This is a genomic window from Lentzea fradiae (assembly GCF_900100955.1).
In the GTDB taxonomy this organism is placed as follows: Bacteria; Actinomycetota; Actinomycetes; order Mycobacteriales; family Pseudonocardiaceae; genus Lentzea; species Lentzea fradiae.
The window spans coordinates 123,052-134,962 of the sequence record NZ_FNCC01000019.1 but is presented as its reverse complement, the minus strand read 5'-3'; the positions used below and the strand labels follow the sequence as shown (position 1 = coordinate 134,962).

At 70.6% G+C, this 11,911-nt stretch carries 12 protein-coding genes; 2 read left to right on the top strand and 10 right to left on the bottom strand.

Annotated features, from left to right (window positions below):
• Nucleotides 1–8: 8 nt before the first annotated feature.
• Genes sbnB through BLT23_RS35515 form a run of 4 tightly spaced genes read right to left on the bottom strand, consistent with a single transcriptional unit; the run spans nt 9 to nt 3,822 of the window.
• A complete protein-coding gene (sbnB, locus tag BLT23_RS35530) occupies nt 9–1,022 on the bottom strand; it encodes a 2,3-diaminopropionate biosynthesis protein SbnB (protein ID WP_090058516.1) in 1,014 nt (337 codons plus the stop codon).
• Between the two features lie 12 nt (nt 1,023–1,034).
• Complete coding sequence (locus tag BLT23_RS35525; protein WP_090058512.1) at nt 1,035–2,372, bottom strand: cation:proton antiporter; 1,338 nt, start codon at nt 2,370–2,372, stop codon at nt 1,035–1,037.
• Between the two features lie 15 nt (nt 2,373–2,387).
• Entirely contained in the window at nt 2,388–2,879 is a 492-nt protein-coding gene (locus BLT23_RS35520) for a flavin reductase family protein (RefSeq protein ID WP_090058510.1), read from the bottom strand.
• Nucleotides 2,880–2,889: 10 nt separating this feature from the next.
• On the bottom strand, nt 2,890–3,822 hold the full coding sequence (locus BLT23_RS35515; protein WP_090058507.1) for a TauD/TfdA family dioxygenase: 933 nt from the start codon (nt 3,820–3,822) through the stop codon (nt 2,890–2,892).
• Between the two features lie 169 nt (nt 3,823–3,991).
• Between BLT23_RS35515 and sbnA the strand changes: the two genes are divergently transcribed.
• Complete coding sequence (sbnA, locus tag BLT23_RS35510; protein WP_245744526.1) at nt 3,992–4,930, top strand: 2,3-diaminopropionate biosynthesis protein SbnA; 939 nt, start codon at nt 3,992–3,994, stop codon at nt 4,928–4,930.
• Between the two features lie 19 nt (nt 4,931–4,949).
• Here the strand turns inward: sbnA and BLT23_RS35505 are convergent, their stop codons facing one another.
• Nucleotides 4,950–5,555, bottom strand: a complete 606-nt coding sequence (locus tag BLT23_RS35505) for a TetR/AcrR family transcriptional regulator (RefSeq protein WP_090058501.1) — start codon at nt 5,553–5,555, stop codon at nt 4,950–4,952.
• A gap of 184 nt (nt 5,556–5,739) precedes the next feature.
• Between BLT23_RS35505 and BLT23_RS35500 the strand changes: the two genes are divergently transcribed.
• On the top strand, nt 5,740–6,708 hold the full coding sequence (locus tag BLT23_RS35500; protein WP_090058498.1) for an alpha/beta hydrolase family protein: 969 nt from the start codon (nt 5,740–5,742) through the stop codon (nt 6,706–6,708).
• 56 nt (nt 6,709–6,764) lie between these two features.
• On the opposite strand, the gene BLT23_RS35495 is transcribed toward BLT23_RS35500, so the two are convergent.
• The 5 genes from BLT23_RS35495 to BLT23_RS35475 all read right to left on the bottom strand — a co-directional run bounded on the left by BLT23_RS35495 (nt 6,765) and on the right by BLT23_RS35475 (nt 11,813).
• Nucleotides 6,765–7,304: a hypothetical protein gene (locus BLT23_RS35495; protein ID WP_090058494.1), complete on the bottom strand. Its 540-nt coding sequence runs from the start codon at nt 7,302–7,304 to the stop codon at nt 6,765–6,767.
• An 88-nt stretch (nt 7,305–7,392) separates the two neighbouring features.
• A complete protein-coding gene (locus BLT23_RS35490) occupies nt 7,393–8,829 on the bottom strand; it encodes a flavin monoamine oxidase family protein (protein WP_218133984.1) in 1,437 nt (478 codons plus the stop codon).
• 43 nt (nt 8,830–8,872) lie between these two features.
• Nucleotides 8,873–9,076 carry a tautomerase family protein gene (locus BLT23_RS35485; protein ID WP_090058491.1) on the bottom strand — a complete coding sequence of 68 codons (204 nt, stop codon included), beginning with the start codon at nt 9,074–9,076 and terminating at the stop codon, nt 8,873–8,875.
• A 15-nt stretch (nt 9,077–9,091) separates the two neighbouring features.
• Nucleotides 9,092–9,514 carry a MerR family transcriptional regulator gene (locus BLT23_RS35480; protein WP_090058486.1) on the bottom strand — a complete coding sequence of 141 codons (423 nt, stop codon included), beginning with the start codon at nt 9,512–9,514 and terminating at the stop codon, nt 9,092–9,094.
• Nucleotides 9,507–11,813, bottom strand: coding sequence for an ATP-binding cassette domain-containing protein (locus tag BLT23_RS35475; protein WP_090058481.1), 2,307 nt, complete (start codon nt 11,811–11,813; stop codon nt 9,507–9,509). Before BLT23_RS35475 ends, BLT23_RS35480 begins: the two co-directional genes overlap by 8 nt.
• Nucleotides 11,814–11,911: the final 98 nt, after the last annotated feature.

The following is an 11,911-nucleotide window of genomic DNA, read 5'->3' as shown; positions in this document are numbered from 1 at the left end:
CAGACTCCTCAGCCGTAACGCTTCAGCTCGTCGAAGAAGCTGTCGACGACCAGCCCGCCGCCGTCGCGGGTCACCTGCTCGTGGACGTGCGCCCCCACCGCGAGGTCCAGCACGCCGAGCCCGAACGGCGAGAACACCACCGGCCGGTCGGCGGGCACGTCGATCTCGCCCGCCAGCAACGCGCGCACGTCCCCGGCCACGAAGTCCCGGCCACCGGTGCGCTGCTCGGTCAGGTGCAGGGACGTGTTCGCCTTCATGCAGTGCTCGACGTCGTCGGCCACGTTGCAGGAGGCCAGCACCACGTCGGTGGACAGGTCGCGCAGCGAGACGTGCAGCACCAGCGGGTTGTGTGAGAACCACGCGGGATCGTGGACGTGCGGCTCGCCCGCGACGGTCGCGAAGACGACCAGGTCGGACGAGCGGATCAGGTCCTCGGCGTTGTCGTGCACGGTGATCCGGCCGGTCTCGGTCCGTGCCAGGTAGCCCGTGAACCCCTCGGCGTGCTCGTGGGACAGGTCGTGCACGCCGATCTCGTCGAACGTGAAACCGTTGGCCGCCAAATAGGTGTGCACGTACCGGGCGATCAGGCCGGTGCCGACGAACCCGGCCCGCACCGGCCGCACTCCTCGCCGGGTGCTCAGCTCCACGGCCGCGAGCGCGGCGGACGCCGCGGTGCGCGCGGCACTGATGACCGACGCTTCCATGCACGCGAACGGGAAGCCGGTGACGACGTCGTTGAGGATCAGCACCGCGGAGGCGCGGGGGATGCCGCCCGCGACGTTCTCCGGGAAGCTGGAGATCCACTTCAGGCCGTGCACGCTGCCCAGCGACGCGGGCAGCGCGATGATCCGCGAGGACGGCCGGTCGGGGAACCGCAGGAAGTACGAGTCCGGGTTCACCGTCCGCCCGCCGCCGTGCAGCCGGTACGCGGCCTCGACCACCTCGGTGACCTGTTTCTCGTTGCCTTGCAGGACTTCGCGCACCTGCGCGCCGGAGATGACGGTGAAAGGGGGAGGCTGCACGGGTTTCCTTCCTCAGACGGGGTCGACGGCGGGCTGCTGCCGCGGCGGGGTCTCGTACTCGCTCAGCCGGAGCTGTTCGCCGGCGGTCACCTCGATGCGCGCGGCGGCCAGGCGCAGGACGGGAGGGCTCATCAGCGACGTGACGATCGCGATCAGCACGACGACGGTGTACATCTCGGTGCTGAGCACGCCGAGCCGCAGCCCGACCATCGCGACCACCACCTCGACGACGCCCCGCGCGTTCATGCCCGCGCCGATCGCCAGCGCCTCCCAGCGGTTCAGGCCGCTGGTCCACGCGCCGAGGAACGCGCCGGCGAACTTCCCGGCGACCGCGATCAGCAGCAGCACGGCCGCCGCGAGCAGGACGGTCGGCTGGGTCAGCGCGGACAGGTCCATGCGCAGCCCGGCCATCGCGAAGAACGCGGGAGCCAGCACCGTCATCACCAGCGTCCGCAACGGTGCCAGCCGCTCCAGCACGCCGTGGCCCGCGCTGCGCAGCAGCACGCCCGCGACCAGCGCGCCGAACACCGCCTCCAGCCCCATCAGGTGGCTGGTCGCGCTGACCAGCAGCACGACCACCACCGCGGCCGAGATGCAGGGACCGGGCTCGGCCGACCTGGCGGTGACCCTGACGACCGCGCGCACCAGGGGACGGCCGACCACGAAGGCGGCCAGCAGGAACAGCGCGAGGAAGCCGACCGACCGGGCGATCCCGCCCGCCTGCACCCCGGTCGTCGCCATGGCCGTCACGATCGACAGGCCCAGCCAGCCGAAGACGTCGTCGACCGTGCCGGAGATCAGGATGAGCTGGCCGACGTTGCGGTGCAGCAGCTTCAGGTCGATCAGGGTCTTCGCGATCACCGGGATGGCGCTGACGCACATGGCGATGCCGAGGAAGACCGCGAACACCGTGCGGTCCGACCCGTCCGCCAGCAGCGCCTGCGGCACCAGGAAACCCGCGCCGACGCCGAGCCCGAGGGGGATCACCAGGCCCGGCAGGCTGACCCGCGCCGCCGTGCCGCCGCGTTTGCGGACCAGCCCGAGGTCGAGCGAGAGCCCGGTCATGCCGACCAGGAGCAGCACGCCGACCTGGCCGAACGCGTCGAGCAGGTGGAACTGCTCGGTCTGCTGCGGGAACAGCCAGGCGAACCAGTCCGGCGCCACGGTGCCCAGCAGGGACGGGCCGAGCACGATGCCGGTGAGCAGCTCCCCGACGACGGGCGGCAGCGACACCCGCGCCGCGAGCCTGCCCATCAGCAGGGCCAGCAGCAGCAACAGCGCCAGCTGGAGCAGGAAGAGGAACAGGGAGTGGCCGCCGATGGGCGGGACCGGCCCCGAAGCGAGGGTCATCGCTGGTGGCTCCTGTCAGCTGAACTTGCCGTCGAGGAAGATCAGGGGCGGGTGCTCCTCGCTGAGCACCTCGCTCTCCACCACCGAACCGACGATGAGGTCGTGGTCGCCCACGGGATGGGAGTGCTCGAACCGGCAGACGAAGTACGCGAGGCAGCCAGGCACGATCGGCGCGGGCAGCGTGTCCGGGGTGTGCAGCCCGAGGTGCTCCGGAGCGTCGATGCGCCCGCGGCTCGCGTAGTGCCGCGCGTACTCCTCCTGCCCGGCGTTGAGCACGCTGATGCCGAAGTACCGCGTCTGCTCGGCGAGCCTGCGCATCCGGCCGCCGGACGTCACCGACACCCCGATCAGCGCCGGGTGCAGCGACAGCGTGATGAACGAGTTGGCGGTCAGCGCGTGGTCACCGCCGTCGTGCCGCACCGCCACCACCGTGACGCCGGTGGCGAACCGGCGTGCCGCGCGGCGCAACGAGTCCGCTCTGTGCTGGTCGTGGATCTGGGCGCTCACCGGGTGCCCCTCAGTCCGACATCGCGACCAGGATCCGGCGCGGCCCCGTGAACGACCGCCTGCCGTGACCGACCGCCACGTTGTCGATCAGCAGCAGGTCACCGGTGCGCCAGTCGACGTTCACCGCCTCGGACAGCCCGCGGTCCCGGATCTGCGTGACGTGGTGGGCCGGGATGGGCGAGCCGTCGGCGAACGTGACCGACTGGGGGAGGTCCTCCTCCGGCATGATCTGCTGCAACGCCGCCGCGGTCTCGTCGCCCAGCCCGGCCGCGTGCCACTGGTCGGCCTGGTTGAACCAGACCTCGTCGCCGGTCACGGGGTGGCGGGTGGTCGAGGGACGCACCTGGCTCACCCGCAGCCCGCCGTCGGGCTTCCAGGTGAACTCGCTGCCCGAGCCGGCGAGGAACTCCTCCACCTCGGCGCGGTCGGACGTCTCGAACGTGTCCTGCCAGCTCTTGCCGAAACCCTTGCCGCCGTGCAGGTTCTGCGTGTAGCGCACGCCTTGCCGGAACGCCTCGCGCACCTCGGGATCGAGCGAACCGAGCCAGCGCACACCGTCGACCACCGGCGTCGCACCGCCCGTTTCCGGTGCCACCGCGCAGAAGAACAACAGCCGCGCAGGCCACTGGTGCGCATAAGACATCTCGTTGTGCATCGAGATGTCGTACTGCGGCGGGTACTCGGTGGAGGTGTAGACGTTGTTTCCCACCTTGGTACGAGGCGAGTTGCCGTGCACATATGCCAGCCTGTTCGGCAGCAGCAGGTCCATCACCTCGCCCAGCTCCTCCTGGGTGACGTGGAAACCGCGGAACACCAACGCCTTGTGCTTGACGAGGAGGTCCCCGAGGTCGTCCGAGGCGCGCAGGTGCTCGACCAGTCCCCGCGGTCCTGCCCCGGCCCCGGCGCTGGCCGGGTCGAGCTCGAGTGGAGCCCAGTGTTCCATCCGCCTTCTCCCTCCGGTGGGTCGCAGTACGGATGCTGGGGACGGCACCTATATTTCGTCGGTATCGCGCCTATCGCCCGCCATATAGCGGAAATATCGGCTCGCTGGAAAGCATTCGAGCGCGGCCGGTAGGGCGACGAGATGGGATTTCGGTGTGGCAGCAGTCATCGTGAGTCCGCTGGAATTCAACGTTCCGGACCTCTACGTGGATCTGCGGCAGATCGTCGGACGGCGGCTGCTGCTCAAGTGCGAGGGTTTCAACTTCGCGGGGTCCATCAAGCTCAAGGCAGCCGCGGAGATGGTCGACGCGATGGAACGCTCCGGCGAGCTCCTGCCGGGCGACACGATCGTCGAGTCGTCGTCGGGCAACATGGGCATCGCGCTCAGCATGGTCGCGGCGAGCAAGGGCTACCGGTTCATCTGCGTCACCGACGTGCGGTGCACCCAAGCGGCACGCCGGACGATGGAGACCTTCGGCAGCGAGGTGCACGTCGTCTCCACACCGGACGCCTCCGGCGCCTTCCTGGGCACACGCATCGCGCACGTGCAGTCGTTGTGCCGCGCCAACCCCGGCTTCGTGTGGCTGAACCAGTACGCGAACCCCGGCAACTGGACGGGCCACTACCGCTCGACCGGCCCGGAGATCGCCAAGGCGTTCCCGGAACTGGACGTCCTGTTCATCGGCGCCGGCACCACCGGAACGCTGATGGGCTGCGCGCGGTACTTCCGCGAGAACCACCCGTCCGTCCGGATCGTGGCGATCGACAGCGTCGGCTCCGTCACCTTCGGCACCCCCTCCCGCACCCGCCTGATCCCGGGCCTGGGCACCAGCGTCCGCCCGCCGATCCTGGACGAGTCCTTTGTGGACGACGTGGTGCACGTCGAGGAGAGCGACACCGTGCGGACGTGCCACGAGCTGGTGCGCCACGGCTACCTGTTCGGCGGGTCGACCGGCACGGTGGTGAGCGGTGCCGTGCGCTGGCTTTCGTCCACCGGGGCGGACGAAAGCCTGACGTGCGTCGCCATCGCGCCCGATCTCGGCGGCAACTACCTCGACACGCTGTACCACGAGGAGTGGCTCGCGAGCTCTTTCCTGGTGGCGGAGTGAAGCCTCCGTCGTTGTCGTACTAAGGATCCAGCTTCAGCGCACCGTGGCCGACGTTGGTCCTGTCGGCGATGGTGCGGATCAGGTCCAGCAGGTCGGCGTGGAGCTCGTCGGTCATGCGGCCCTCGGCGACGCCGCGCAGGAACATGTGGTTGACGCCCCTGATCGCGGCCCTGCCCGCCGCTCCGAACAGGTCGTCGCGACCGGCTCCTTCGAACTTGAACTCGGTTCCCGGCGTCCGCTGTGAGACCTCGGCCTCCGCCATGGCGACCACGCCTGGGTTGGCGAGGGCCATGGCGCGGGTGAGCGCGGCTTCCTCCCGGTCGGCGTTGTCGCGCAGGTCGTGCCACCACCTGTCCACCAGCTCGATGAACTCCAGGGCGGGTTCCTCCTGGTGCAGCTCGATGAGCCGCCGCTCGATGGCCGCCGGCCATTCGATGACGAAGTCGAGCTTCGACGGGAAGTAGCCCGTCACGGTCCGCGGCGCGACCTCGGCCGCCTCGGCGATGTCGGCGATCGTGGTCCGCTCGTACCCGTGCTCGGCGAACAGGCGCAGCGCTGTGTGCAGGATCAGCCGCCGTCGTCGTGCCTTGGACCGTTCCCGAAGCCCTGGACCGTCACTGGTCACCGCACACTCCCGCACTCGTCGATCGCCGCCTGGGCGTGCCTCAGCCTACAGGTAGCCACGGCAAAAATGCCTCCTTGTGCAAACTTGCCGTTCATGGCAATCTTTGGTCAGGCGGTCGAAGTCGATCACCACCGAGTCCGGCGAGCACCGGCCGCACGGACGAACGGCCTGAGAGGAACCCTTCATGAGCACGACTTACGCGGACGCCGCCGGCTTCCCGGTCAGCGACCCCACGCCGATCCTCAGCCACAGCCCCGTCACGATCGAGGTGCCGGGCAGGCCCGTGCCGCTGGAGATCAAGGTCTCGGCGCCCGTGACCGGCACGGACCTGCCGGTGTTGCTGCTCTCGCACGGGCACGGCCAGGCCAACTTCATCTCCTCGATGCGCGGCTACGGCCCCGTCGCGGACTTCTGGGCCGCCCACGGGTTCGTCGTCGTCCAGCCGACGCACCTGGACTCCACGGTGCTCGGGCTGCGCGGCGAGGACCTGCCCGACGCGCCGCTGTTCTGGCACGACCGCGCCACCGACATGCACACCGTCCTCGACCACCTCGACGAGATCCTCGCCGCGGTGCCGGGACTGCCGGGCCGCGTCGACACCGAGAAGGTGGCCGCGGTCGGGCACTCGGCCGGTGGTCACACGGTCTCGCTGCTGCTGGGATCGCAGGTGTCCGACCCGGACGACTCCCGGGAGAAGGACCTCTCCGACCCCCGCGTCAAGGCGGGCGTCATCATCGGGGGACCGGGCGTCGCCGACGAGCACTTCTCGCCGTGGGCGGCCGAGCACTACCCGATGATGAAGCACATCGGCTTCGAGCGGATGACCGGCACCGCGCTCGTCATCGCCGGTGACGACGACCTGAACCCCCACTTCTCGTCCAGGCTCAGCTACCGCTGGGACTCGTACACCCACAGCCCCGGCGGGAACAAGACGCTGCTGACCTTCCTGGGCGCAGGGCACCTGTTCGGCGGGATCTCCGGCTACGACGCCGCGGAGACCTCCGACGAGAACCCCGAACGGGTCGCCGGACTGCGCGCGCTGGTGTGGGCCTACCTGCGTTCCCGGCTGTTCCCCGGCGACACGTCTTGGGACGTCGCCGTGAAGGCGCTGGAAGCGCGGGAGACGCCGATGGCGACGGTCGAGACCAAGTAGCCCGCGGCGTGCGGGCTCCGGCCGGGGGCTCGGCCGATGGTGCCATGCCGCCTCGGTCAGTCCCGAGGCTCGTCCTCTTCGTCGGGCAAGGCGGCGGAGAGCCACATCCGGATCCGGTACCGTTCGAAGCCACCTGGCTGTGCGTCGGCGAGGGCTTCCGCGTGGGTGGCGATGTCCTCGTGCTCGAGGATCTCCTGGCGCGCTGCGAGGGCCTGTTCGCGTGCCTGGTGGGTGACCTTGAGCGCGTAGACGCCTGGTCCGGCCGGCAGTCGCGCGTCAAGTGCGTCGCCGGTGGGAGAGCTGAGCACGAGCAGGCCGCTCGGGCACTCGAGCTCGAAGAACCGGGGTTCCGACCAGCCTGGTTCGTCGGCGTCCTCAGGCGGCGCGGACCACGTCTCAAGCCGTGCCGAGACCGGCAGCAGGTCTTGCGCGCAGGTGATCACCAGCTCGTAGCCGGTCGAGGCGACGATGGTCGCCCGGGCGCGCGTGATCGCCTCGTCGAGACCCACACCGGCATCGTTGGCCTGGTCTCGCACGGTGAGCAACCGATAGGCGGGCACGGTGATCAGCTCGTGCTGACCGAGCAGCTCCGGCACGGCACACCCTCTTGTCGCGGTTGGTCGATCAGGTGGCTTCCGACCGGCGGGCGCGGCCCCGGAGGCGGAGGGCCGCGCCCGCCGGGTCTCACGCCCCCAGTTCGACCACCGTGCGGACGCCGGACTCCAGGGCGAAGGTCATCGAGCCGCCGTTGGGCTCGAAGCCCGCGTGCTCACCGGCGAAGTGGACGCGGCCCTCGGGGCGGCGGATGACCGGCAGCAGCTTCTCGTGGCCCACCTCGGGGAGGATGTAGGAACCCTCGATGTGGGGCTGCTTGTCCCAGACCACCGAGGTGCCCAGCTCGAAGTGCTCCCGCGCACCCGGCAGGACGCTCTCCACCTGGTCCAGGGCGAAGCCGACGCGTTCCTCCTCGGTCATGGCGCCGATGGCGCGGGCCCGCCAGCCGGTCAGCAGGCACTCCAGGATCTTGCGCGGGCCCGCCGTGCGCGGGGTGGCGTCGCGCAGCCAGCGGACCGGCAGGTCGGTCGAGTAGCTGATCGCCTTGCCCTGCCAGAACCGCTCGCGCACCTGGAGGTAGACGCGCACGATCGACGAGTACTTGACCCGGCGCATGACCTCGATCTTGTCGGCGGGCAGCCGCGCCTCGCCGAGGTCGATGTGGCGGATCGCGCTGAACGGCACGGTGACGACGACGTGCTCGGCCCTGATCGAACGCAGCCTGCCGTGCTCCAGGAAGGTCACCTCGGCCTCGTCGTCGTCCTGGCGGACCCGCACCACCGGCTTGCGGTAGTGGATGCGGTCGCGCAGGCGCTCGGCGAACGCGCGCGGCAGGTTGTCCGTGCCGCCCTTGATCTTCGACCACCGGGGGTCGGCGTGGGTCAGCGAGTGCGGGCTGGCCTCGTGCCGCAGCCACGCCAGTGCGGAGGCGGACTTCAGGTCACCGCCGCGCATCTCCAGGAACAGCGGCTCCATCAGGTCGATCGCGGCGGGGGAGGCGCCGCGCTCGCGCAGCACCTCGTACACCGAGCGCTCGTCGTAGGGGAGCAGCTTCGGCGTGGCGTGCCACTCCTCGGCGGTCAGGTCCGGCCGCAGCTCGTCGGCCAGCTCCGTGACGTACCGCTTGATCATGCCCGGCACGTCGAGGGAGAGCTCCTCGTCGGTCAGCGGCAGGCCGGAGCCCGCGACGGACGCCTGGTCCGGGGTGAAGAACCGCCCGCCCATGAAGTACGCGAACTGGGAGTCCACGAGGTCGGCGACGTCCATTTCCACGCCCAGCTCACGCGCGTAGTGGTGGACGTAGTAGCAGTGCGGAGTGATGGTCATCGCCCCGGCCTCGGCGTGCAGCCCGTCCGCGAACGGGTGCCGCAGCGTGTACGCCCGGCCGCCGGCGCGGTCCGATGCCTCCAGCACCGTCACCTCGCACCCGCGGTTCGTCAGCTCGTAGGCGGTGGCCAGCCCGGCGAGGCCCGCTCCGACCACGACGACGCTGCGCGGCGGACGCAGGCCGGGCAGACCGCTCTCCAGCTCTCGGCGCACCTGCGCCTGGGTTGGCTCTCGCACCATCACGCACCTTCTCCCTCGTACTCGCGGTTGTGTTGCCGCGTGGTCAGCGGCGACCCGCCGCGCGCAGGCTCGCCATCGACTCACCGCCGACGAACCAGTGCTCCGGTTCGCATTCGGTGACCGTCACCCGGACCACGTCCGGGGACACGCCGAGCGCTCGCGCGGCGGCGTCGGTGAGCGCGCTGCCCAGGGCGGTGATCTCGCTCTCCGCCCGTCCCTTCAGCAGCGTCACGTGGATCTGCGGCATGGTTGCTCCCGTTCCTCACTCGTGTCCGCGGCGGCGGGTGAACCGGGCCAGGCGGTCCCGCAGCTCCTCGGCGCAGCGGGGGCACGACAGCTGGTCCGGCAGGTCGTGGTCGATGTGGTGGCGCAGCAGCCGCAGCGCGGCGGCGGCGCTGGACGCGTGCTCCCTCAGCACGGAGACGTGGCGCTCGGCCAGCAGCCGCGCGTCCGTCGTCGGCTCGGTCGCGACCAGCTCCTTGACCTCGTCGAGGCTGAGCATCCCGCCCTCGACGTAGGTCCGCACGAGCGCGAGCCGGAGCAGGTCGTTCCGGTCGAAGTGCCGCCGGCCGTTGCGGCGCCGGGTGGTCAGCAGGCCCTGCTCCTCGTAGAAGCGCAACGCGGGCACGCGCATCCCGAACCACTGGGCGACGCGCCCGATCGGCATGAGGTCGTTCTCAGCCATTCCGCCTCCTGGCGGAGTACTCCTCCAGGTCCGCTGCCAGGCAGCGCGCCGTGTGCGAGCCCTTGGCCCCGAGCAGCTCGGCCGGTGTGCCCTCGAACACCACCTGGCCGCCGTGCCGCCCTGCCTCGGGGCCCATGTCGACGACCCAGTCGGAGTGCCGCACGACGTCGAGGTCGTGCTCGATGACGACGACGGTGTTGCCCGCGTCGACGAGGCGGTCCAGCAGTGCCAGCAGCCGGCGGGTGTCGGACATGTGCAGGCCGGTGGTGGGCTCGTCCAGCACGTAGACGTTGCCGGTCTCGTGCAGGCGGCTCGCGAGCTTGAGGCGCTGGCGCTCGCCGCCGGACAGGGTGGACAGCGGCTGGCCGAGCGTCAGGTAGCCCAGGCCGACCTCGGACAGCAGCGCCAGCCGGGCGCGGACGTTGTCGTCGGTGAAGAACCCCAGGGCGTCGTCGGTGGTCATGGCGAGCACGTCGGCGATGGTGTGGTCGTCGAGGGTGTGCTCCAGCGCCTCCGGCCGGTACCGGCTGCCGCCGCACGCCTCGCAGGTGGTGGTCACCGGGTCGAGGTAGGCGAGGTCGGTCTGGATGACGCCGCGTCCCTTGCACGACGGGCAGGCGCCGGCGGAGTTGAAGCTGAACAGGCCCGCCTCCTGGCCGGAGACCTCGGCGAACATGGCCCGGATCGGGTCCATGACGTCCAGGTAGGTGGCGGGCACCGAGCGCAGCGAGATGCCGGTCGACGACTGGTCCACCAGGACCACGCCGGGGTGCTGGCGCGGCAGCACCCTCGCGACCAGTGTGCTCTTGCCGGAGCCCGCGACGCCGGTGACGGTGGTCAGCACGCCGGTGGGGAGGTCGACGGAGACCTCCTTCAGGTTGTGCAGCTTCGCCTTGCGCACCGGCAGGGTCCCCGTGGGCTCGCGGAACCGCTCCTTGAGCCCCGGCACCGAGCGCAGGGCCCTGCCGGTGGCGGTGGCGGCACGGCGGAGCTGGGCCACGGTCCCCTCGAAGACGACCTCACCACCCTCGGTGCCCGCGCCGGGGCCCATCTCCACGACGTGGTCGGCGATCCGCAGCACATCGCGGTCGTGCTCCACGACGAGCACCGTGTTGCCCTTGTCCCGCAGGGCGATCAGCAGGTCGTTGAGCCGGTGGACGTCGCGCGGGTGCAGGCCGACGCTGGGTTCGTCGAAGATGAACGTCAGGTCGGTCAGGCTGCTGCCCAGGTGGCGCACCGTCTTGAGGCGCTGGCTCTCACCGCCGGACAGCGTCGGTGTCTCGCGGTCCAGGGTCAGGTAGCCGAGGCCGATGCCGGAGACGCGGCGCAGCGCGCTCAGCGCCGAGGCGACGATCGGCTTGGCCGCGGGCAGGTCGAGCCCGGTCAGCACGTCGATCAGCTCGTCGACCTCCAGCGCGGTGAGGTCCGCGATGGAGTGGCCGGCGATCTTCGACCTCAGCGCCGCCTGGTTGAGCCGGCCGCCCCGGCACTCGGGGCACGGCCCCTCGTGGACGACCTGCTCGACGGCGGCTCGCTCGCGCTCGTTGAGCGAGTCGAGGCCCTTCTTGAGGTAGCGGCGGTTGAACCGCAGCACCACGCCCTCGTACTCGTTCTTGTAGACGCCGTTGCGACCGGCCCTGTCCACCTTGAAACCGCTGCCGTGCAGCAGCTTCTCCCGGTCGGCCGCGCTGAACCGCTTCACCGGCAGGTCCGGGTCGAACAGGCCGGACTCGGCGTAGAGCTGCCACTGGAAGGTGCCCTTGGCGAAGCCGGGGAACCGGATGGCGCCCTCGTTGAGGCTCTTGTCCTCGTCGATCAGCGCGTCCAGGTCGACCCGGACGGTGCGGCCGAGGCCCTCGCAGGCCGGGCACATGCCCTGCGGGTCGTTGAACGAGAACTTCGTCGACTCGCCCGCGGTGGGCTTGCCGTGCCGGGAGAACAGGACCCGCAGCACCGGGTGGATGTCGGTCATGGTGCCGACGGTGGACCGCGAGTTGCCGCCCACCGGCCTCTGGTCGACCACGATCGCCGTGGACAGGTTCGCCACGACCTCCGCGTCCGGCCGCTCGTAGCGCGGCAGCCGGTTGCGGATGAACGACGGGAAGGACTCGTTGAGCTGGCGCTGCGACTCGACCGCGATGGTGTCGAACACGACCGACGACTTGCCCGACCCCGACACCCCCGCGAAGACCGTGAGCCGGCCCTTGGGGATGCGCAGGGAGATGTTCCGGAGGTTGTTCTCCCGGGCGTTGCCGATCGTGATGTACCCGCCGGAGCGGACCTCGCCGCGAGTGCTCATTGCCCCTCCCGCTGCCAAATGATTTCCGCCTGGAAATCGTATACCGCCGCCTCGGGTATCGCCACGCGACTGACCAGCTCCCCGGCGCCTGTGGTCCG